The sequence below is a fragment of the Pseudomonas sp. NPDC089918 genome, from assembly GCF_050280605.1.
In the GTDB taxonomy this organism is placed as follows: domain Bacteria; phylum Pseudomonadota; class Gammaproteobacteria; order Pseudomonadales; family Pseudomonadaceae; genus Aquipseudomonas.
The window spans coordinates 37123-58466 of the sequence record NZ_JBNNVP010000016.1 but is presented as its reverse complement, the minus strand read 5'-3'; the positions used below and the strand labels follow the sequence as shown (position 1 = coordinate 58466).

Below are 21344 nucleotides of genomic sequence, written 5' to 3'. Positions count from 1 at the left end.
TTAGCGACCGCGAACCGCTTGTTCCAGCTCAGCGAAGCTAGGACGGTGCGCCGGGTACAGAACCTTGCGACCGAATTCCACTGCCAGCGATGGCGGCATGCCGGAAGCCGAAGCCACCAGCGAGGCCTTGATGGCTTCGTAGACGTTCAGTTCTTCCTTGGCATCGTGGCCCAGAGCGTGGGCCAGCGGGCCAAAGAAACCATAGGCCGCGAGAATACCGAAGAAGGTACCTACCAGAGCCGCACCTACGTGCAAGCCAATCATTTTCTGGTCGCTTTCACCCAGCGAAGCCATGGTCACCACGATACCCAATACCGCCGCAACGATACCGAAACCCGGCATGGCATCGGCGATGCCGTTGACTGCGTGGGAGGGGTGATCCAGGTCTTCCTTGAGGCTGGTCAGTTCCATGTCGAACAAGCCTTCAAGCTCATGGGGAGCCATGTTGCCGGAGGACATGATGCGCAGATAATCGCAGATGTACGCAGTCATGCGGTCATCTTTCAGGACTGCCGGGTACTTGGCGAAGATCGGGCTCGCGGCGGCATCTTCGATGTCGCCTTCGATTGCCATCATGCCTTCGCGACGGCTCTTGTTAAGAATCTCGTAAATCAGCCCCAACACTTCAAGGTAGAAGGTGTGGTTGAAACGCGAACTGAACATGCCCAAAGACTTCTTGAGCACGTGCATCGTCATATGACCGGGGTTGGCCTGCAGGAATGCACCAAGGGCCGCGCCACCGATAATCATCACCTCGAAAGGCTGAATGAGGGCGGCAATCTTGCCGTGGGAAAGCACGTATCCGCCGAGCACGCTCGCGAATACGACGATGATGCCGATAATTTTAGCCATAGGTAGGAGAGCACTTACTGAGTCGGGTTCAAGGTCATATTCGGAAGTTAAAAAATCTCTTCTTCTCCTTATCGGCAAAACTGCGCCAGACTATAGCCAGTTAAGGCGAAAAGCCAATTTGGCCCACGCAGGGATAGGTAAAGCAGCGTCCAGACATGGCTAACGAAACGAACGTCCCCACGCCAAAACCGACCACGCTCGAAGGCTGGGTCAAGCTGCTCGATGGTGTGCGCCTGCCGGTTCCGCAAGCCAGTCACGACCGCGTCTGCAAAGCCATCCGCGATAGCCGCAGCTCGCTGCGCGACATTGCCGAAATGATGCAGGACAGCCCGGCCCTGGCCTTGAGTGTGATTCGCGAAGCCAATCGCCACACTCATGGCAGCATGGCCACGCCTGCTGAAAATCTTGAAGTGGCAATTAATCGCCTCGGTTTGAAACGCACCGAAGAATTGCTCGAGCGCTTGCCCGCCGAACCCCAATCGCAGATCCCCGTTGCCCTGCGCCAGCTTCAGCTGATCAGTCAGCACGCCACTCAACAGGCCAATGGTTTTTTTGCCAGTCGCCTGGCGCGGTTGTGGCAGGACATCCACTGGGGCAGCCTGCTGTTTCTTTCGCCACTGTGGCCCATGGCGTTGACCCATCCGCAGATGCTTGAAGAATGGGAACTGCGGGTCATCCATAAAGGCGAGTCGGCGCGCAAAGTCGAAAAGCAATTGTTCGGCGTGCGTCTGCTGGAAATCTGTATGGCGCTGGTGGATGTCTGGCGTTTGCCAATCTGGGTCCAGCAGGGTTATCGGCTGCTGCTCAATGAACAACGCGAACTGGTGAAAGTCCTGCGCATTGCACGGGACGATGATCACCCGCTACGCCAACAGAATCGTCTCGATGACGACCCGACGTTGCGGCGCTGGCTTAATCAGCCCGCCAACACCGTGCTGCTGGCCAATGGTCTGGCGTTGTCGGCACAACAGGCCTGGGACAGTCCGCACTGTGAACGCTGGCAGTACCTGACCAGCCTTTATCTGCAAATGCCGATGGATGAAGTGCAGCAACAGTTGCACCAACAGGCTGCCAACAGCGCCCGGCAACATGCCATGCCGGACCTCTGGCACCCGGCCGAAGCGTTGATCTGGCCGGCGGGCATGAACCGCGTTCACGCCGGCTTGCTGCCGGCCCCGGCGCCCACCGCCGAAGACCTGGCGAAGTGGCGTAAACAATGCGCCGAATTGCTGGTGGAGCCGAGCCGGTTTACCAATGCCATGCACTTGACCACATCGGCCCGAGATGCCCTGGTGGCGTGTGGCATGCGGCGAGTGATGATCCTGATGGCCGATCGCACACACGCCAATTTGCGTGTGCACCAGATTGCCGGGCTACCCAAAGAAGTGGCCGGCCTGAATCTGGCGGTCAGCCAGAGTGCTGTGCTGCAGCGGCTGCTCGCACAACAGGCTCAGGTGCGCCTGACGCCGGCCAACAATGCCCAATTCTCGGCCCTGTTGCCGGCCAGCCTGCGTTCGCAGTTCAGCGGTGAACACCTGCTGCTGCGCTCCCTGGTCAACAATGGTCGAGTGATCATGATCGTGGTGGCGGATCAGGGCGGCGGGCCGTTCTCGGAAATCACCGTGCAGGCGTTCGGCAAAACCGCGCAGTGCATTGAAAAAGCCCTGCACAGTTTTAGCCAGCGCTAGGGGCTGATGCCAGTCAGTTAAGTGAAGATCAAGACCTGTGGCGAGGGGGCTTGCCCCCGCTGGACTGCGAAGCAGTCCCAAAACCTGCAACCTCGTTCTACCCAGGCACACCGCATGCAGCGGATTTGCGACTGCTTCGCAGCCGAACGGGGGCAAGCCCCCTCGCCACAGATTCAGTTATTTCCTGCGCCGAAATAACTGATAACAGGCCCTCATGACGCTGCGCTACAATCCTCCCCTTTGTGCTCTGGAGACCTCACATGTCTGACTTCTCTGGCTTGGCGCTGGTGATCGAGCCGAGCGACCTGCTCCCGCGTCTCGACTCCCGCGAACTGATTCTGGTGGACCTGACCAGCAGCGCCCGCTATGCCGCAGGGCATATTCCCGGGGCACGCTTTGTCGATCCAAAACGCACTCAACTGGGTCAGGCGCCTGCGCCAGGCCTGCTGCCGACCCAAGCCGCGCTTGAAGCATTGTTCGGCGAACTGGGACACAACCCCGATGCGGTCTATGTCGTCTATGACGACGAAGGCGGCGGTTGGGCCGGGCGCTTTATCTGGCTGCTGGATGTCATCGGCCACAGCAAGTATCACTATATCGATGGCGGCCTGCCGGCCTGGCTGGCAGAAGGCTTGCCCATGTCGATCCAGATCCCGCCGGCGGTCGGCGGCCCGGTCGCCCTGACCCTGCACGATGAACCCATCGCCACCCGCGAATACCTGCAAAGCCGCCTCGGTGCCAACGATCTGGCGATCTGGGACGCGCGCGGGCCGCTGGAATACTCCGGCGAGAAAGTGCTGGCGGCCAAGGGCGGGCACATTCCCGGCGCGGTCAATTTCGAGTGGACAGCCGGCATGGATCAGACGCGCAACCTGCGCATCCGCACCGACATGCCGAAAATCCTGGAACAACTCGGTATCACCAAAGACAAAGAAGTCATTACCCACTGCCAGACTCACCACCGTTCTGGCTTCACGTATCTAGTAGCCAAGTCGCTCGGTTATCCGCGAGTCAAAGGCTATGCCGGCTCTTGGGGCGAATGGGGCAACCATCCCGACACGCCCGTAGAGATTTAAGGTTTTTAAGGACAGTTAATGAATAAGCGTTTGTTTATCCTCAGCCAATACCTGCTGCCTCATCACTTGCTCTCGCGACTGGCCGGCTGCATTGCCGAATGCCGCGTGCGCTGGTTCAAGAACGCCTTAACCGCCTGGTTCGCCAAGCGTTATCAAGTGGACATGTCCCAGGCGCTGGTCGAAGACCTGACGGCTTACGAGCACTTCAACGCGTTCTTCACCCGAGCCTTGAAAGACGGCGCTCGCCCACTGGACGAAACCCCAGGCGCGATCCTCAGCCCGGCCGATGGCGCCGTCAGCCAGCTTGGCCCGATCGAACACGGTCGCGTTTTCCAGGCCAAGGGTCACAGCTTCAGCGTGCTGGAACTGCTGGGGGGTGACGCGGCCAACGCAGCGCCATTCATGGGTGGCGATTTCGCCACCATTTACCTGTCGCCCAAAGATTACCACCGCGTGCACATGCCGCTGGCCGGCACTCTGCGCGAGATGGTCTACATCCCAGGCCGCATCTTCTCGGTCAACCAGACCACCGCTGAAAACGTACCGGAACTGTTCGCGCGCAACGAGCGTGTGGCGTGCATTTTCGACACCGAACGCGGCCCGATGGCCGTAGTGCTGGTGGGTGCGATGATTGTGGCGTCTATCGAAACTGTCTGGGCCGGGCTGATCACGCCGCCAAAACGCGAGCTGAAAACCTTCCGCTACGATGAAGCGGCCCGTGCGCCGATCCATCTGGAGAAAGGTGCGGAGCTGGGTCGCTTCAAACTCGGCTCTACAGCTGTCGTGCTGTTCGGGCCGGATCAAGTGAAATGGGCTGAAGGACTGGGTGCTCTTTCGCCAGTGCAGATGGGCCAAGGCATCGGCTTGCCAAGCGCCTGATCCCGGATCCGCCGCACGGAATTTCTTCCGGGCGGCGCATTCCCCCGCAAGGCAAACGTGACGTAAAAATCGCGCCCCCCCCCTCCGCGTTCATAGCTGCTACAGTCAAGTCATTCACTGCCCATTTCCCGGTCGGAGTTTGTCTACGGCATGAATGAGACCAATCCTGTCTTGCTGCTACGCGCACCAATCCCGACGCAGTCGCGTTTGTCTTTCTGCGAAGCCACACCTCGCGACCTCAAGCGCTGGATCGCCAACCTGCCCAAAGCCAACATCGGCGAAACCGCTCGCCAGTTGTATCAAGGCTTGAGCGAACTTAATCAACTGCTCACACCCAGCGATAATCGCCTGCAATTGCTCGAACTGCTGCGGCCCGAGGTGTATTACGTCTGCAAGCACCTGGAGCGGCATTTCCTGCATCAGGCCATTGTGCTCGACGAGCGCTCGCGCAAGATCGCCAACCTTTGCCAGGCGCTGCAGAGCCACTTGGCGATCGGCTACAAGCAAATCGTCATTCGCGTCACGCCGCGCTTCAGTAAGGATCGCGCGCCGCTGCTGACCCAGGCTTTGCAGAGGGCAATCCATTGCCTGAACGGCGCATTGATCCGCGCCACCGAACTCTATTGCCCGGTGCCCGAAAATCTGTGGCTGGAACTGCATCAGCTGTATCGGATTGGCTGTCAGTTCCAACTGCAAAATCTGAGTGTGCGCGATGAACTGGCCAGCCAGACGCAAAAGCTGAGCATCGAGCAAACCTACGTCGTCGCCCTTCTGCTGGGTGCTTCACGCTGCAATCAGCTGCGCCAGAACCAGATCGCCCGGCTCGCCGAGGTGCTCGAACCCTGGAGCCAGTGGATCAAGCTGCAACCGGCCAAACCGGACAACGGGCTGTTTGCCATCGCCCCGGATCTCGACACCGGGCCGCGCTACCGCTCCAAAGTCCTCGCCGAACAACAGGAGAGTTTGCTGGGAATCGACCCGCAACCCTTGGTCATGGCCATCGAAAACCATCTGCAGCAGTCGGCCGACAAGGTATCGCCGTTGCCCGTGCCGGCGGGGCTGAATCTGGATACGCTGCAACACCTGCATGCTGCCTGGGGCCAGGCCGCCGAGCGCAGTTTCCAGCGCACTGTCGGCCACGGCACGTTGACCCTGTGCGTGGGTATGAGCGCTTTGCACTTTTATCTTGGCGGGCAACGCTCGTTCAACGACATCCTGAAAAAACCCGGCGCCCGCCCCGCGCAGTTCTCGGCGACCGACCCGACAGCTCGCGCCAAAGACCAATGGCGCCACGCCTTCGACGCCGCCCCTCATGGCACGGCAGACACGCTGCTGCCCTACGAAGAGATCGAATACCCGCACCTTCAAAACGATGACAGCCACGAGGCATCCGACCGCCAGCAGCATTTCCCGACCTACGCACTGCCGGTGATCAATCACAGTCCTGGCGGCTATTGCCTGGCCTGGCCCGGCGCGGTGCCCGCCGAGCTACAGGCTGGCGAAATGGTCGGTATCGAGGATGCCGCCGGTCAAGGCTGGAGCATTGCAGTGGTGCGCTGGATCCGCCAGGTGCGGGGCGGCGGCACGCAGATGGGTATCGAGCAAGTCGCGCCTTGCGCCGAACCCTGCGGCCTGCAGCTGATACGCTCCCACGACGAGCACAGCCAGTACTTGCGCGGGCTGTTACTGCCCGCCATCAGCGCCATCGACCTGCCGGCCACCCTGCTCACACCGCGCCTGCCATTCCAGGAAGGCAATAAGGTGTTGATCAATACCAACGGCGAGGAACGCCGGGCCGGGCTGGAGCGGCGGGTGGCGAGCACCAACAGCTTTAATCAGTTTGCCTACCGTTCGCTTGAGACAGCCAGAAACGAAAACGCCGCGGGGAGCGGCGTGGTCGGGGTAGCGGAAGAATTTGATTCGTTGTGGAAGTCGCTTTGAGGGTGACTCCATGAAACCGCGGTGCGCCCAATCGCGGGCAAGCCCGCTCCCACAGGGTCCGTGCTGTCCTTGTGGGAGCGGGCTTGCCCGCGAAGAGGCCCGCCCGGACAACCTGAAACTCAGAGCTGCCCGTCGCGATCCCGGAAGCCCAGTAGATACAGCACGCCATCCAGCCCAAGGGTGGAAATCGCCTGTTTCGCCGACTGCTTGACCAGCGGCTTGGCACGGAACGCTACACCCAGCCCGGCAATCGCCAGCATCGGCAGGTCGTTGGCACCGTCACCGACGGCAATCGTCTGCTCCAGACGCAAACCTTCCTTATGCGCCAGCTCACGCAACAGATCCGCCTTGCGTTGCGCATCGACAATCGGCTCGACCGCCACACCCGTCACCTTGCCGTCGACCACTTCCAGTTCGTTGGCAAATACATAGTCGATGCCCAGCTTGGCCTGCAGTTGCTTGGCGAAGTAGGTGAAGCCGCCCGACAGAATCGCCGTCTTGTAGCCCAGACGCTTGAGTTCGGCGAACAGGGTTTCGGCGCCTTCGGTCAGGCGCAGCGAGGCGCCGATGGAATCCAGCACGCTGACGTCCAGCCCTTGCAGCAAGGCCAGGCGCTCTTTGAAGCTGGCGCGGAAGTCCAGCTCGCCGGCCATCGCCCGCTCGGTAATCGCAGACACTTGGTCGCCCACACCGGCGGCCTTGGCCAGTTCGTCGATGACTTCGGCTTCGATCAGCGTCGAGTCCATGTCGAACACCGCCAGACGGCGGTTACGGCGGAACAGCGAATCCTCCTGGAAGGCGATGTCGACGTTCAGCTCTTGCGCGACGCTGAGAAATTCGGCCCGCAGCGCTTGCGGGTCCGCCGCCTCGCCGCGCACGGAAAACTCGATGCAGCCTTTGCCTTTGTCGGCCGGAGTGTCCAGCGGCATGCGCCCGGACAGGCGATCGATATGATCGATGTTCAGCCCATATTTGGCGGTGATCGAGCTCACGCGCTGCAATTGCTCGGCGGTTACTTTGCGGGTCAGCAGGGTAACAATGTGGCGTTTCTTGCCCTGATTGCCGACCCACTGCTGGTAATCCTCTTCGGACACCGGCGTGAAACGCACCTGTTGCTCAAGCTCATAGCCTTTGAACAGGATGTCCTTGAGCACCGAGTTACCTTGTTCGGTATCGGGAATTTCAACCAGGATGCCAAACGACAGGGTGTCGTGGATCACCGCCTGACCAATATCGAGAATGTTCACACCACCCTGGGCCAGAACGCCGGTAATGGCCGCAGTCAGACCCGGACGGTCGACTCCCGTGATGTTTATCAGGACGATTTCGCGCAAGGCGCACCCCCGCAGGTGGAAAAAAACCGCATTCTACCCATTTTCAGTGACCATCGGGCACCGCGAGCGCTTTGACGGCCTAGGGCCTGTCGCTATACTGCGCGTCAACTTCACGGACAAAGAGCCGAGCTCAAGTGAACCGGCCCACGCCAGTAAAAACCGATAACTTCTTTCTGCTGATCTTCCGGGCACTGCGTCATCGCCGTGTACCGATCGCATTGCGCATTGCCAGCCATAACGTGATCCTGGTCGCTCTGGCCCTGGTGATCTATGCCTGCGTGATGGGTTTGCAGTTCAAGCAGGCCATGCACGAGCAGGCGGATGCCCTGGGCGAAAGCCTGACCACCCAGACCGCGACCTCGGCCACGGAGCTGTTGGTGTCCAATGACATCCTCAGCCTGAATGTGCTGCTCAACAACCTGACCAAGAACAAACTGGTGGCTCACGCGGCCATTTACAGCGTGGATAACCGTATCCTCGCCGAAGCCGGTCAGCGCCCCAAGCACGGCCTGTTGGGCGAAGCGGAAGGCATGTACCAGAGCAAAATCACTTTCCAGGACGTGACTGCCGGGCAACTGCGCATCAGCCTGGACATGGATCAGTTCCAGCAGCCGATGACCATCAGCCTGCAAAGCATGGGCATCCTGAGTGCGATTCTGCTGGCGCTGTCCCTGGCCTTGAGCCTGCGCCTGGGACGCAATATCTCCACACCGCTGATGCAATTGCGGGTGTGGCTGCGCAATATCGACGAATACACCCCGGCCACCGAGCGCCAGGATGAGGTCGGCGACCTCGCTCGTCAGCTGCACGCCAATTTCGCACCGGAGCCTGCCGAGCCCGAGCCCGTGCCAGAACCTGAGTTCGACGACAGCGATTACGACGACGAAACCGATCCGGCCTTCGAAGTGCGCAACCTGCGTGATCCAAGTTTCGATGAAACCAAGCCTGTAGCCGGCCTCAAGCCTGCGCCGCGGCGCATTGTCAGCACCGTCGAAGATGATGAGGACGACGAAGATCCGTTTGCCGACCTGCGTGACGACGCGACAGACAGCGCGCCGAGACCGGTGGCAAAGCCGCAGGTATCGAATCTGCCGCAGCACAGCGCAGTACTGGCCGTGCAACTGGGCGCACAAGATCAGCTGCGCCGCCTGCCCCGCGCACGCCTGGAAGAGCTGCTGAAGCGCTATCGCGATTGCCTCGATCAGGCCGCGTCGCTCTACCAGAGCGAACTGCATACCCTGAACGATGGCAGCACGCTGATGCTGTTCCACACCGAAGACAGCGGCGACGATTACCTGACCAACGCCATCTGCTGCGGCGAGTTGCTGCGCGCCCTGGGTCATCAGTTGCAGATCGAAGTCGCCGACAGCGGCATCACCCTGCAATTGCAGCTGGGTCTGACGCTGGGCGACGAGTTGTTCGGCTTGAGCCAGATCGACTTGCTGCTGACTGAAACCGCTCAGGATGCACTGGCCCTGTCGCAACACAGCCGCAACCTGCTGCTGGTTGAGCGCAAGATCAGTGACGACGCGCTGATTCGCCAGCGTGCGCGGATCCGCCCGATCGCAAGCCCTGAAGGTGCATGTTGCGTAGAGCGCTTGATGGAGCCTTATCCGTCGATGCTGGAACGGCAACTGGCGCGGATGCACGAACGCCGGGCGTAAGCCTTAGCCCTGCTGTAAAGAAGCCCGCAGATGAGTGATTGTCTGCGGGCTGATCGTTCCCGTGCTCCGCGTGGGAATGCCTCCAGGGACGCTCCGCGTTCCAGCCCCACCTCATACCCAGAACCTGGCACCGATGTGACGCAGAGCGTCACCGGCTGCATTCCCACGCAGAGCGTGGGAATGATCAGTACGCGCCACAAACAACAAAGCCCGCACAAGGCGGGCTTTGTTCTGGACTCAATCCAGGCTTAGAACCTGAACACTTCCATATCCGTGCGAATCGGCGAAGCCATCGGGATTTTCGGCTGCTTCTCCGGTTCTGCTGCCGGTGTCACAGGTTTGGCAGCTGGCTTGCGAGGTGCTTCAGCGATCGGCGGCTGGTTCGCCAGTGGCTTGAGCGCCGTCGACAGCTGCTCGGCCAGACGCTGCAGCAACACACCCTGAGCCTGAACCTGAGCCGCAGTCCCGCCGGTGTGCTGTTCCTGCAGATGAATGATGCGGTTATCACGCACCTGACCCCGACGGTCAATCAGCCGCCATTGAGCATCAAGGATCGCCGGTTGCGATGCCCCCGAGTCCAGACGCGTGATCGTCAGCAGCACCTGAACATCCGGCGTGAAGCCTAATGTCGCCGGTGCCAGGACAACGCGCTGGCTGTCCAGATGGCCGGCGACCTGACGCAGCAACAGCTGATCGATGTCGGAAGACAGGCTACCCGCCCAACGACCATCAGCCGAAGCTTGCAGGCTGCCATCGGGCTGACGCTGCAACAAGGTTTCGCGTTGCAGGTAGTCGGCAACCGTTACCGGGCCCAGCAATACCGCCATGCCAGCGCTTTGCGCAGGCTGAGCCGGACTTCCGCTGTCCAGCTGATACAGCGACACCGGTTGGTGAACGCTGCAACCCGCCAGGCCAAGTACGCCGGCGAGCATCAAAATAAAAGGAAGGCGCAGAGCAGTCATCGTCCCATCCAGGTGGCTGCCATAAGGCTAACCACAGTGAAAATACTCAAAAAATATGAAGAACGCTCGGCTACGCCGGCGCTTGAAAGGCCATATCATCCGTGAATATGCGTTCCGACTCCAGCGGCAAAGCGTCGATCTACGCGTTAAATCGTAGATCGAGCGCTCTAGGACGCTTAATTGAGGTTTTCGACGAACAGCGCATCAACCCTCTGAAAGCCACGTGGAAGTTTGTTACCGCGACGTCCACGCTCACCTTTGTAGTGTTCGAGGTCGTCCGCCTTCAGTGACAAGGTACGTTTTCCGGCCTGCAGCACCAAAGTGGCACCCTCCGGCAAAACGGCAATGTCCGTGACATATTCTTCGCGACTGGCAACACGTTCACCGGAAATCCCGATGATCTTATTCCCTTTTCCTTTACCTAATTGTGGCAAATCGCTGATTTTGAAAATCAGCAGCCGACCTTCGGTGGTCACCGAGGCCAGCCAGTTGTGCTCACGATCGGCTACCGGACGCGGCAGAATCACTTTGGCGTTGTTCGGCAAACTCAACAGGGCCTTGCCCGCCTTGTTCTTGGCTTGCAGGTCTTCACCCTTGACCACGAATCCGTAACCGGCGTCGGAGGCGATCACGTACAGCGAATCGTCTTCAGGCATCAGCACGCATTCGAAGCTCGCCCCTGGCGGCGGCGTCAGACGGCCGGTCAGCGGTTCGCCCTGGCCGCGGGCCGAGGGCAGCGTGTGTGCAGCCACCGAATAGCTGCGACCAGTGGAGTCGATAAACACTGCAAACTGGTTGGAGCGACCGGGCGCTAAGGCCTTGAAACCATCCCCGGCCTTGTAGGAAAGCCCGGTGGCGTCGATTTCGTGCCCCTTGGCAGAGCGAACCCAGCCTTTTTCCGACAGAACTACGGTCACTTTCTCGTTCGGCAGCAGATCGTGCTCAGTCAAGGCCTTGGCTTCTGCACGCTCGACGATTGGCGAGCGACGGTCGTCGCCATACGTTTCGGCGTCCTTGATCAGCTCGGTGCGTACCAGCTTTTTCAGCTTGGCTTCGCTGCCCAGCAGGGCTTGCAGCTTGGCTTGTTCCTTGAGCAGTTCATCCTGCTCGGCACGCAGCTTCATTTCTTCCAGTCGCGCCAACTGACGCAAACGGGTGTCGAGGATGTAATCGGCCTGGATTTCGCTCAGGGCGAAACGCTCGATCAGTGCGGCTTTCGGGTGTTCCTCGGTGCGGATGATGTGAATCACTTCATCCAGATTGAGGTAAGCGATCAACAAACCGTCCAACAGGTGCAGGCGACGCTCAACCTTGTCCAGGCGGAATTGCAGGCGACGACGCACAGTCTGGACCCGGAATTCCAGCCACTCGACCAACAGCGCACGCAGGTTTTTCAGCTGCGGCTTGCCGTCCAGACCGATGATGTTGATGTTGACCCGGTAGCTCGACTCCAGCTCGGTGCTGGCGAACAGGTGGGTCATCAATGCATCGTGGTCAAAGTTTTTGCGTGCGCCCGGGATAATCACGATCCGGCACGGGTTTTCGTGGTCGGATTCGTCTCGCAGGTCAGCGATCTGCGGGGCTTTCGACGGTTTGGCCTGCATCATGGCCGCGATCTGTTCCAGCACCTTGGCGCCAGACACCTGATGCGGCAGCGCGGTGACGATGATGTCGCCGTCCTCGATGTGGTAAACAGCGCGCATACGCACCGAGCCCTTGCCGGTTTCGTAGATTTTCAGCAGGTCGGCGCGCGGCGTGATGATTTCTGCTTCGGTCGGGTAATCCGGGCCCTGGATGTGTTCGCAGAGCTGCTCGACCGTGGCTTTCGGCTCGTCCAGCAGGCGCACGCAAGCGGTCGCGACTTCGCGCAGGTTATGCGGCGGTACGTCGGTGGCCATGCCCACGGCGATACCGGTGGTGCCGTTGAGCAGGATGTTCGGCAAACGGGCCGGCAACACCAAAGGCTCTTCCAGCGTGCCGTCGAAGTTCGGGCCCCAATCCGCAGTGCCCTGGCCCAGTTCGCTGAGCAGCACTTCGGAATAACGCGACAGCCGCGCCTCGGTGTAACGCATGGCGGCGAAGGACTTCGGATCGTCCGGCGCACCCCAGTTACCCTGGCCGTCGACCAGCGTGTAGCGGTAGCTGAACGGCTGGGCCATCAGGACCATGGCTTCATAACACGCCGAGTCGCCGTGCGGGTGGAACTTACCGAGCACGTCACCGACGGTACGTGCCGATTTCTTGTGCTTGGAATCGGCGTCCAGCCCCAACTCGCTCATCGCATAGATGATGCGCCGCTGTACCGGCTTCAGGCCGTCGCCGATATGCGGCAAGGCACGGTCCATGATCACGTACATGGAGTAGTTGAGGTAGGCATTTTCGGTGAAGTCAGCCAGTGACCGGCGTTCTACACCGTCCAGGCTGAGATCAAGGGAGTCGCTCATGCGGGCCTCATCAGTTCGTTGTCTGGCGCAGCAGCATGGTGCCACCGCGCTGGGTAAATTCAAGTTTGTTCAGTGCGCTCATACCGAGCAGCACCTGATTGCCGTGCAAACCGGGCGCCACCAGCGCGCGAACGTCACGCAGCACGATGTCGCCCAATTGCAGCCGGTCGAGGCGGGTTCGATAGCCCTCGCTCAAGCCATTGGCCGTGCTCAGGGTCACCCCAAAGCCTTTTTCCAGTTTCAGCCGCTCGGCCATTTCGGCCGGGATCGACACATCGGTCGCACCGGTATCGAGCATGAACTCCACGGGCTGGCCGTTGATCTGGCCGGTAGCAACAAAATGCCCCTGGCTGTTGCCGATCAGCTTCACTTCGATAAAACCTTGGCCCTGCTCAGAGCTGACGACGGTATTGGGATTCTGTTGACGCTCCTCCCACTGACCGAAGAACCGCGTCGCCAGAAACAGCGCGGCGCACCAGGCCAGCACCATCAACACCCGACCGGCGCGCTTGCCCGGCGGTTGCGGACTCATGTCTTGGCACTCCAGCCGCCTTCAGGCGCGGCAAAGCGCCAGACAATCGGGCGTACCTCGCCATCGGCTCGCGCACCGTTATTGTTGTCGATGCCGATCCAGGCGCCGTCGGCGTCCACGATCAACGCCTCCGCCAGCCCATAGGCCTGTGAATAACGACGGTTTTCCTGCAAGGCCTCGGCGGCAAACGACCAGCAGCGCTCCACCTTGGCTGTCACTGCATCACGGCGGCAAACCTGAAAGACGTTGCGCTCAAGGGTAAACAGCTTGCCGTCGAACAATGACAGATCGGCAAAATCCCGGGAGCGCGTTCTGGCCTTGGGAAATTGCGCTGGTTGCATCTCCACCCCGGCTTCACTCAGCAGCACACAACCCCCCTTGCACTCCCAGACCGTTTGCTGGCGCTTGATCATCAGCAAACCGCGGCGCTCACGTTCGGCGGCCAGCCACAGCGTGTCACCGGCCGGATTGATCGCCAGCCCTTCAAACAATGCATTGAAGTGCAGCAACATACCGCTGGCCCGTGCTTCGCGTACCAGCATCGGCGAGATTTTCAGCCAGGACGCAGGCCCGATTGGCGGAACTTGCAACACTGCGGCGTGCGCTTCGCTGACGATGTAACGATTGCCAGCGCTGTCGCAGGTGATGCCTTCGAAATCCAGGTCCCCGCCCCGCACGAACGACGCCGCCCAGGTCCGCGAACGCAAACCCCAGGGCAAACCGCTGTCGGGCACCAGGGGTGCGTCGATGCGCACGGTTTCGGCTTGCCAGGTAGTGTTGCGGGTGTCGAGGCGATAGATTTGATCATCGTCACGGTCCGAAACGGTCCACAGATCCTTGCCGCACTGGGCCAGCCCCGACAGATTGCCGCCGCGCATGCCGTCGACGGCATGCTCGGACAACAGGCGCAGCTCGGGTGCAGGCTCCGCCGAAACCGTTACCGAGGTCAGCAGCAACGCACACGCCAGGGCCCAGCCAAATCGCATCAGCCCAGAACCTCGGCCAGGTTGCCCTTGGACTCCAGCCAGGACTTGCGATCGCCAGCGCGTTTTTTCGCCAGCAGCATGTCCATCATTTCCGAGGTCGCGTCGAAATCTTCCAGCGTCAACTGCACCAGACGCCGCGTGTTCGGGTCCATGGTGGTTTCGCGCAACTGCGGCGGGTTCATTTCACCCAGACCTTTGAATCGGGTGACCTGTGGTTTGCCGCGTTTCTTCTCGGCTACCAGACGATCGAGAATGCCATCGCGCTCGGCCTCGTCCAGGGCATAGTAAATTTCTTTGCCCAGGTCGATACGATACAGCGGCGGCATGGCGACGTAGACGTGACCGGCATCCACCAGCGGGCGGAAATGCTGGACGAACAAAGCGCACAGCAACGTGGCAATGTGCAGACCGTCGGAGTCGGCGTCGGCGAGGATGCAGATCTTGCCGTAACGCAGCTGGGCGATGTCCGCCGAGCCCGGATCGACACCGATGGCCACGGCGATGTTGTGCACTTCCTGGCTGGCCAGCACTTCGCTGCCGTCGACTTCCCAGGTATTCAGAATTTTGCCGCGCAACGGCAGAATCGCCTGAAACTCTTTGTCCCGCGCCTGTTTGGCCGAACCGCCGGCGGAATCACCTTCCACCAGGAACAGCTCGGAACGCATCGGGTCCTGCCCGGCGCAGTCGGCGAGTTTGCCCGGCAATGCCGGACCTTGGGTAATGCGCTTGCGCTCAACCTTCTTGCTGGCCTTCAGACGACGGCCGGCGTTGTTGATCGCCAGCTCCGCCAGCAGCATGCCGGTTTCCGGGTGAGTGTTGAGCCACAGGCTGAAGGCGTCCTTGACCACACCGGAAACAAACGCCGCCGCTTCACGGGATGACAGGCGCTCCTTGGTCTGACCGGAGAATTGCGGCTCCTGCATTTTCATCGACAGAACGAACGCGATGCGCTCCCAGACGTCTTCCGGCGCCAGCTTCACACCGCGCGGCAACAGGCTGCGGAACTCGCAGAACTCGCGCATTGCATCGAGCAAGCCCTGACGCAGACCGTTGACGTGCGTACCGCCCTGGGCTGTCGGGATCAGGTTGACGTAGCTTTCCTGAACGCTGTCGCCGCCCTCGGGCAACCACAGCAACGCCCAATCGACCGCTTCTTTGTTACCGGCCAGGCTGCCGCAGAACGGCTCGTCCGGCAGGCGTTCGAATTCGCTGACCGCGTCCACCAGGTAGGAGCGCAGGCCGTCTTCGTAATGCCATTCGACTTTCTCGCCGGTGGCCTTGTCTTCAAAACTGACCAGCAGCCCCGGGCACAGAACGGCCTTGGCCTTGAGCACGTGCTTGAGGCGGCTGATGGAGAATTTCGGTGAATCGAAATACTTCGGGTCCGGCGCAAAGAACACGCTGGTGCCGGTATTGCGCTTGCCGACGGTACCGATCACTTCCAGCTCGGTCTTTTTGTAACCGTCAGCGAAAGTCATCTGGTATTCGTTGCCGTCGCGTTTTACACGCACCCGGACTTCGGTCGACAAGGCGTTGACCACAGAAATACCCACCCCGTGCAGACCGCCGGAGAACTGGTAGTTCTTGTTGGAAAACTTGCCGCCCGCATGAAGCTTGGTGAGGATCAGCTCGACACCCGACACACCCTCTTCAGGGTGAATGTCCACCGGCATGCCACGGCCGTCATCGCTGACTTCCAGGGAGTGATCGGCATGCAGGATGACCTGTACCGATGTCGCATGCCCGGCCAAGGCTTCGTCGACGCTGTTGTCGATGACTTCCTGGGCGAGGTGGTTCGGCCGACTGGTGTCGGTGTACATGCCGGGGCGTTTGCGCACCGGGTCGAGGCCCGAGAGGACTTCGATGGCGTCTGCGTTATAAGAGCTAGCGCTGGGAGTGGCCATGGGGTCTCGTCGTCCGCCTGTAAAAAGTGTTCTGTGAAAAAGAGGCGACAAATCACAGTGCAGTGAAATCAATCGCCTGATACAAATCTGCGCCGATGCCGGCGAAACTCAGCATTGCCGGCAATTGCTCGGCAAAACCCTGGAAACTATGGTCGCCGCCCGCCTGGATGCGCAAGGCACAGGCCCGGTAATACTGCTGGGCGAGGCGATAATCCAGCGTTTCGTCGCCGGTCTGCAACCATACTTGAAACCGCTGCGGATCCTTGGGCGCCGGCACTTCCAGCTCGGCCAGGGCCGTCACGTGGTCGTGGGTCAATTCCCAAGTCTCATCGGTATACAGATTTTTCTGCGTTCCCAGGAGCCCGTCGAACATCCGGTGCGGGCTGACGGCAGGGTTGATCAACAGGGCTTTCAAGCCATGGCGCTCGGCCAAGTGAGTCGCATAGTAGCCGCCGAGTGAGCTGCCGACCAGCAGTGGCCGCCCCAGCTCGGCAATCGCCTGCTCCAGCTGACCGATGGCCTGGCGGGGATGATGATGCAAGGCCGGCACACGCAACTGATCGCTCAAGCCCAGCCGTTCCATCACATTAATCAACTGACAGGCCTTTTTCGACGCCGGCGCGCTGTTGAAACCGTGGATATAAAGGATCGAACCAGACATCTGAGCTCCCTGTGCGTCGGGTAAAGAGGCGCAGTTTACAGGGTGTCGGGAAAATCGGGGATATGCGTGGAAATCAGGTTGTCTTGGCGGACGCCATCGCGAGCAGGCTCGCTCCCACAGGGGTATGCATTCCAATGTGGGAGCGAGCCTGCTCGCGATGGCCGCGCCGCGGTCTTACCGAGTGTTCAGTAACCGTTGGAGCCGTAATCAACCTGAAAATCGAAACCGGTGACGCGCTCAACGCCTGTTTCGAGCTGGCCATCCGGCAACAACCGCAACCATCGATACCCCGGCGCCTGCTCGCTCACCTTGAAATCATCACTGCCCGGCTCGAACTGAATGCAGGTCGAGGGCGATGCGATCAGGCGCACACCGTTGCGCACCTGGTCAATTTCCTGATGCACATGACCCCACAACACCGCACGCACCTGTGGAAAGCGATCCAGCACCGCGAATAACGCTTCTGGATTGCGCAAGCCAATGGGCTCCATCCATGCACACCCGATCGATACCGGATGATGATGGAAACACACCAGATGATGCCGCTGCGGTGCCTCACTCAACGAGCGAGCGAGTAACTGCAATTGCTCATCCTGCAAATACCCCGGCACTGACCCTGGCACCGCCGAATCGAGCAACGTGACCCGCCAGTTGCCGATATCCACCACCGGCTCCAGCAGCGCACTTTGCACCGCTGCTTCGGCCATGATCTGCGGCTCGTCATGATTACCGGGAATCCAGCGTGCCGGTGCATCGATCTGTCGGGTCAGGTCACGAAACAGCTGATACGACTCCAGCGTCCCGTCCTGGGAAAGATCACCACTGGCAATGATCAAATCGATCTGCGGCTGCTGCTTCAATACCAGCTCAATGACCTGTTGCAGGCTGTCGCGGGTATTCATGCCCAGCAACGTCCCGTCCGCCTCGGCAAACAGATGGCTGTCGGAGAGTTGCACCAGCAACGCCGGATCGGCGGTGGTCAATGTGGATACGCTCGGCAAGGCGTTCTCCCAGGGCGTGATCACGGGATGGATAAGTGCCGCAATTATGCTGGGGGACGATCAAAAGAGGAAATCTGTGAACCGGACGCAGTTCACAACTACACAGGGCTCTTAGCGCACAACGGCGTACTCGTGACCGCAAGCCAGGCAATGACTCAGCCATTCCCCCAGAAACAGATTGAGCTGAGCCTTTTCGTCCGGCTGATGCATCGCGGCGTTCGGGTAAGGATAGATGCCCCGGAAGCGTCGTGCATGTTCGGCGCTGACCACTTCGGCCATGCACGCGTCGTGATACACCTGAACTTCCAGTTGAGGCACCGGCAGCCACGGCAGGCTATGTTCCTGGCGTATTTGCAGGGTCGTGGTGTACGGACAGACCTGCAGCACTTCGAGGGCCAGTACACCCAGCATCTGGTCGCCGTGGGTCACGGCAATGCGTCGCGCCTGCGGCTCGTTACGCATGTCCGGTAGCAGTCGCATCAGGCGCGCGTAGTTGGCCTCGCAGGAGGCTTGCAGCCCCACGAGGTCGATCCGGTAGCGATCGCGCAACTTGTTTACGACCATAACCCCCTCACTTCAACGCGGTTCAAAGCCAGCCATTGCAAGGCGATGATGCTTGCCGCGTTGGCAATACGTCCGTCGCGTACGGCTTGCAGGGCATCTTCGAACGCCCAGACCGTGACGCGAATATCTTCTGCCTCTTCCTCCAGCCCATGCAGGCCGCCAACCCCGGTTGTCTCGCAACGCCCCAGGTACAAATGCACAAATTCGTTACTGCCGCCCGGCGATGGAAAATATTTGGTCATCGGCCAGAGCGCCCCGAATACAAGCCCAGCTTCCTCCTGCGCTTCGCGGTGAGCAACTTCTTCCGGTACTTCATCCTTGTCGATCAGACCGGCGACCAGTTCGATCAGCCACGGGTTGTCGGTCTTGCCCATGGCGCCGACACGAAACTGCTCGATCAGCACCACTTCATCGCGCTGCGGATCGTACGGCAGCACACACACCGCATCGTGGCGAACAAACACTTCACGATTGATCTCGCGACTCATGCCACCGGCGAACAATTCGTGACGCAAGTGCACGCGGTCGAGCTTGTAGAAGCCTTCGTAGCACTTTTCGCGCCGAACGATCTCAACGGCGGTCGGAATGGCGTTGGCAAAATCAGTCATGACAATCCTCGTTTACTGCAAATCCGTTACGAGGCTCCTTTTTGTTACTTGCAACCTCGACTTCGCGCCATCCTAACGCGCCCACGATGTTTGATGCAGCCCCTTTCCAGTCAGCGGGATAGACGGTGAGGGTGAAACCAACTCTAATTAGCTTAGTGGCGAACTGACTGCTTCGTTGAGAGTCGAAGCGGGTAACTTTTCGCCTTCCCCTGTTTCGTAAAGGACGCCCATGTCGCTTTTCAAGATCGCCTCCGTGGCCGCCATCGCCCTGACCCTGGGCGCCTGCCAGAGTTTGTTCCAGCCCAACTATCGGGCGCCGCTGGAAACTACCCGCGACGCATCGGAACAGTTGAAACCAGGCTGTGCCAACCCTGAATGCCCGTTGGTGAATATCGATACGCTGCGTTTCCCCGATGAGCCTGCACTTGACGGCATCATCGAAAAACGCCTGCTGCAAATGACCCGCACCTCGCCTGACGCCCCGGTAGCGCCGACGCTGGCGGCGTATCGCGAGCAGTTTTTGAGCAACGCAGGCCCGCGCTACAGCAGCTACCTGCAAGCCAAGGTACGTGAGCAGCATGACGGCTTGGTGATCGTTGAATTGTCCAGCTACCTGGACACCGGCGGTGCCCATGGCACGCCGGGCCGCGGTTTCATCAACTATTCACGCCAGCAGCATAAAGTGCTGACACTGTCGGATATGTTGATTCCGGGGCAGGAAGAAGCGTTCTGGAAAGCCGCCCAAGTGGCGCACAACAGCTGGCTGATCAGCACCAAGCTCGATCAGGAACCGGAGTTCGTGAAGAGCTGGCCCTTCGTGAAAACCCAGAATGTGGCGCTGACTTACGGCGGGGTGATCCTCAAATACGAAGTGAGCACCGTTGCGCCTTACGCATTGGGCCACGTAGAACTGAAGATCCCCTACCCGCGCCTGAACGGTATTCTCAAGCCTGAACTGTTTCCCGGCCGTAGCTGAAGGCTCGACCGAGCAGCAGTTGCAGCAGCCCTGCCAGCACCAGCGACGGCAGGGTTGCGCCGATGTCCGGATAGAGATTGGCCAGCAAATGATAGGTGCTCACCCCGCCCAACCAGGCGAGCAATGCCGGCCAGCGCAATGCGGCTGACGCTACGTGAGCGCTGCGCCTGCGCAGGATGAAGTGATCCACCAGCACCACGCCGAACAGCGGCGCAAACACCGAGCCGATCAATAGCAGAAAGTTCTGGTACTGGGCCAATGGCGCCAGGCAGGCGATCAGCGTGCAGATGACGCCGATGGCCAAGGCCAGATGCTCGACTTTCAAGCGCAACAGAATCCCGCTGGATACCGCCGCCGAGTGAATATCGGCAAAGGCATTTTCCGACTCATCCAGCAAAATCAGCAGCAATGGAATCCCCAGGCCTGCACCGGCCAATGCCAGCAACAAGGCATTCACTTCGCCGCTCGGCGCGAACGCCAGGGTGTAGGCCACGCCCAGGCTCATCAGCCAGAAGTTACCGATAAAGAAGCCCAGCGCCGTACCGCCGAAGACGTTTTTCGCACGCTTGCCGAACCGCGAATAATCGGCAATCAGCGGCAGCCAGGACAGCGGCATGGCGATCGCAATGTCAAAGCCCACGGCGAACGGCATCGAACCATCACCGGCCTGCGCCCACAACGCCGCAAGGTCGGCTTTGGCGAACAGGTTCCAGGTCAGCCAGATACACGCGGCCAGCAGCAGCCAGATACCCCACTTGCGCAGGATCTTGCGCACGAAGGTCAGTGGCCCGCTGACGGCCAGCAAAGTCGCCAAACCACCGAAGAAAACTGTCCAAAGCAGCGGACTCGACAGCAGGCTGCCTTCACTGAATGCGCGGGCGCCGAGCAGGCTGGCAGCGTCGCGCATCACGATGATTTCGAACGCCCCCCAACCGATCAGTTGCAGCAGGTTCAACACCGCCGGAAGGCTCGCGCCATGACGGCCCAAGCTGAGTTTGAGCGCGGCCATCGACGACAGGCCGGTGTCGCTGCCGATCACGCCGACGGCGGCCAGCAACAGAACGCCGACCAGCGTGCCGAGAAAAATCGCCAGCAACGAGCCTGACAGGCCCAAGCCTGGTGCAAGCAGAGCGCCGGTCTGCAACACCATCAGGCCGATGCCAAGGGAAAACCACAGGGAAAACAGATCACGGCCGCCGAAGACACGTTTGTCGATCGGCACCGCGCAATCCGGGGAGTAAGTGCTGGGTTGGATGCTCAAGGGGTGTTATC

Annotated in this window: 18 protein-coding genes; 6 read left to right on the top strand and 12 right to left on the bottom strand. The window is 60.3% G+C overall.

The features are described 5' to 3' along the window. A complete protein-coding gene (gene motA, locus ACQKPC_RS13730; RefSeq protein WP_008009851.1) occupies window positions 1–852 on the bottom strand; it encodes a flagellar motor stator protein MotA in 852 nt (283 codons plus the stop codon). 155 nt (window positions 853–1007) lie between these two features. On the opposite strand from motA, the gene ACQKPC_RS13725 reads away from it, so the two are divergent. The 4 genes from ACQKPC_RS13725 to ACQKPC_RS13710 all read left to right on the top strand — a co-directional run bounded on the left by ACQKPC_RS13725 (window position 1008) and on the right by ACQKPC_RS13710 (window position 6436). Further along, window positions 1008–2540: an HDOD domain-containing protein gene (locus ACQKPC_RS13725; RefSeq protein WP_427625113.1), complete on the top strand. Its 1533-nt coding sequence runs from the start codon at window positions 1008–1010 to the stop codon at window positions 2538–2540. A gap of 260 nt (window positions 2541–2800) precedes the next feature. Continuing rightward, window positions 2801–3616: a rhodanese-like domain-containing protein gene (locus ACQKPC_RS13720; protein WP_427625112.1), complete on the top strand. Its 816-nt coding sequence runs from the start codon at window positions 2801–2803 to the stop codon at window positions 3614–3616. Window positions 3617–3634: 18 nt separating this feature from the next. Beyond that, entirely contained in the window at window positions 3635–4495 is an 861-nt protein-coding gene (gene asd / locus ACQKPC_RS13715; RefSeq protein WP_427625110.1) for an archaetidylserine decarboxylase, read from the top strand. 150 nt (window positions 4496–4645) lie between these two features. After that, entirely contained in the window at window positions 4646–6436 is a 1791-nt protein-coding gene (locus ACQKPC_RS13710) for a molecular chaperone (RefSeq protein WP_427625108.1), read from the top strand. A gap of 119 nt (window positions 6437–6555) precedes the next feature. On the opposite strand, the gene serB is transcribed toward ACQKPC_RS13710, so the two are convergent. Next, window positions 6556–7770: a phosphoserine phosphatase SerB gene (gene serB / locus ACQKPC_RS13705; protein WP_007939616.1), complete on the bottom strand. Its 1215-nt coding sequence runs from the start codon at window positions 7768–7770 to the stop codon at window positions 6556–6558. A gap of 134 nt (window positions 7771–7904) precedes the next feature. Between serB and ACQKPC_RS13700 the strand changes: the two genes are divergently transcribed. Next, window positions 7905–9434, top strand: a complete 1530-nt coding sequence (locus tag ACQKPC_RS13700; RefSeq protein WP_427625107.1) for an AhpA/YtjB family protein — start codon at window positions 7905–7907, stop codon at window positions 9432–9434. A 248-nt stretch (window positions 9435–9682) separates the two neighbouring features. On the opposite strand, the gene ACQKPC_RS13695 is transcribed toward ACQKPC_RS13700, so the two are convergent. From ACQKPC_RS13695 to ACQKPC_RS13655, 9 genes are all read right to left on the bottom strand, one after another. Continuing rightward, window positions 9683–10396, bottom strand: coding sequence for a PqiC family protein (locus tag ACQKPC_RS13695; RefSeq protein WP_008074671.1), 714 nt, complete (start codon window positions 10394–10396; stop codon window positions 9683–9685). Between the two features lie 176 nt (window positions 10397–10572). Next, entirely contained in the window at window positions 10573–12840 is a 2268-nt protein-coding gene (parC, locus tag ACQKPC_RS13690; RefSeq protein ID WP_007902602.1) for a DNA topoisomerase IV subunit A, read from the bottom strand. Window positions 12841–12850: 10 nt separating this feature from the next. Next, window positions 12851–13372 (bottom strand): retropepsin-like aspartic protease family protein, encoded by a 522-nt coding sequence (locus tag ACQKPC_RS13685; protein ID WP_218397175.1) that lies wholly within the window; start codon window positions 13370–13372, stop codon window positions 12851–12853. Next, window positions 13369–14358 (bottom strand): esterase-like activity of phytase family protein, encoded by a 990-nt coding sequence (locus ACQKPC_RS13680; RefSeq protein WP_427625105.1) that lies wholly within the window; start codon window positions 14356–14358, stop codon window positions 13369–13371. The genes ACQKPC_RS13685 and ACQKPC_RS13680 overlap by 4 nt, the downstream gene beginning before the upstream one ends. Continuing rightward, window positions 14358–16262, bottom strand: coding sequence for a DNA topoisomerase IV subunit B (gene parE, locus ACQKPC_RS13675; RefSeq protein WP_427625104.1), 1905 nt, complete (start codon window positions 16260–16262; stop codon window positions 14358–14360). The genes ACQKPC_RS13680 and parE overlap by 1 nt, the downstream gene beginning before the upstream one ends. A 52-nt stretch (window positions 16263–16314) precedes the next feature. Further along, a complete protein-coding gene (locus ACQKPC_RS13670; protein ID WP_427625103.1) occupies window positions 16315–16923 on the bottom strand; it encodes a YqiA/YcfP family alpha/beta fold hydrolase in 609 nt (202 codons plus the stop codon). Between the two features lie 185 nt (window positions 16924–17108). Beyond that, the gene (gene cpdA, locus ACQKPC_RS13665) at window positions 17109–17924 is read right to left on the bottom strand and encodes a 3',5'-cyclic-AMP phosphodiesterase (protein WP_427625101.1); all 816 of its coding nucleotides are present in this window, start codon (window positions 17922–17924) and stop codon (window positions 17109–17111) included. A 111-nt stretch (window positions 17925–18035) separates the two neighbouring features. Further along, on the bottom strand, window positions 18036–18488 hold the full coding sequence (locus ACQKPC_RS13660; RefSeq protein WP_427625100.1) for a DUF1249 domain-containing protein: 453 nt from the start codon (window positions 18486–18488) through the stop codon (window positions 18036–18038). Beyond that, window positions 18479–19096: an NUDIX domain-containing protein gene (locus ACQKPC_RS13655; protein ID WP_427625098.1), complete on the bottom strand. Its 618-nt coding sequence runs from the start codon at window positions 19094–19096 to the stop codon at window positions 18479–18481. Before ACQKPC_RS13655 ends, ACQKPC_RS13660 begins: the two co-directional genes overlap by 10 nt. A gap of 229 nt (window positions 19097–19325) precedes the next feature. Between ACQKPC_RS13655 and ACQKPC_RS13650 the strand changes: the two genes are divergently transcribed. Continuing rightward, window positions 19326–20072 carry an RsiV family protein gene (locus ACQKPC_RS13650; protein WP_427625097.1) on the top strand — a complete coding sequence of 249 codons (747 nt, stop codon included), beginning with the start codon at window positions 19326–19328 and terminating at the stop codon, window positions 20070–20072. Here the strand turns inward: ACQKPC_RS13650 and cytX are convergent. Then, a complete protein-coding gene (gene cytX / locus ACQKPC_RS13645) occupies window positions 20041–21333 on the bottom strand; it encodes a putative hydroxymethylpyrimidine transporter CytX (RefSeq protein WP_427625096.1) in 1293 nt (430 codons plus the stop codon). The two genes, ACQKPC_RS13650 and cytX, sit on opposite strands and share 32 nt — an antisense overlap. Window positions 21334–21344 lie beyond the last annotated feature (11 nt).

Excerpts from the sequence above, each read along its gene's own strand:
- motA (WP_008009851.1), bottom strand. The coding sequence starts at position 852 with ATGGCTAAAATTATCGGCATCATCGTCGTATTCGCGAGCGTGCTCGGC.
- ACQKPC_RS13725 (WP_427625113.1), top strand. The coding sequence starts at position 1,008 with ATGGCTAACGAAACGAACGTCCCCACGCCAAAACCGACCACGCTCGAA.
- ACQKPC_RS13650 (WP_427625097.1), top strand. The coding sequence starts at position 19,326 with ATGTCGCTTTTCAAGATCGCCTCCGTGGCCGCCATCGCCCTGACCCTG.
- ACQKPC_RS13710 (WP_427625108.1), top strand. The coding sequence starts at position 4,646 with ATGAATGAGACCAATCCTGTCTTGCTGCTACGCGCACCAATCCCGACG.
- ACQKPC_RS13685 (WP_218397175.1), bottom strand. The coding sequence starts at position 13,372 with ATGAGTCCGCAACCGCCGGGCAAGCGCGCCGGTCGGGTGTTGATGGTG.
- ACQKPC_RS13695 (WP_008074671.1), bottom strand. The coding sequence starts at position 10,396 with ATGACTGCTCTGCGCCTTCCTTTTATTTTGATGCTCGCCGGCGTACTT.
- asd (WP_427625110.1), top strand. The coding sequence starts at position 3,635 with ATGAATAAGCGTTTGTTTATCCTCAGCCAATACCTGCTGCCTCATCAC.
- ACQKPC_RS13680 (WP_427625105.1), bottom strand. The coding sequence starts at position 14,358 with ATGCGATTTGGCTGGGCCCTGGCGTGTGCGTTGCTGCTGACCTCGGTA.
- ACQKPC_RS13655 (WP_427625098.1), bottom strand. The coding sequence starts at position 19,096 with ATGACTGATTTTGCCAACGCCATTCCGACCGCCGTTGAGATCGTTCGG.
- ACQKPC_RS13660 (WP_427625100.1), bottom strand. The coding sequence starts at position 18,488 with ATGGTCGTAAACAAGTTGCGCGATCGCTACCGGATCGACCTCGTGGGG.
- parE (WP_427625104.1), bottom strand. The coding sequence starts at position 16,262 with ATGGCCACTCCCAGCGCTAGCTCTTATAACGCAGACGCCATCGAAGTC.
- ACQKPC_RS13670 (WP_427625103.1), bottom strand. The coding sequence starts at position 16,923 with ATGTCTGGTTCGATCCTTTATATCCACGGTTTCAACAGCGCGCCGGCG.
- ACQKPC_RS13720 (WP_427625112.1), top strand. The coding sequence starts at position 2,801 with ATGTCTGACTTCTCTGGCTTGGCGCTGGTGATCGAGCCGAGCGACCTG.
- parC (WP_007902602.1), bottom strand. The coding sequence starts at position 12,840 with ATGAGCGACTCCCTTGATCTCAGCCTGGACGGTGTAGAACGCCGGTCA.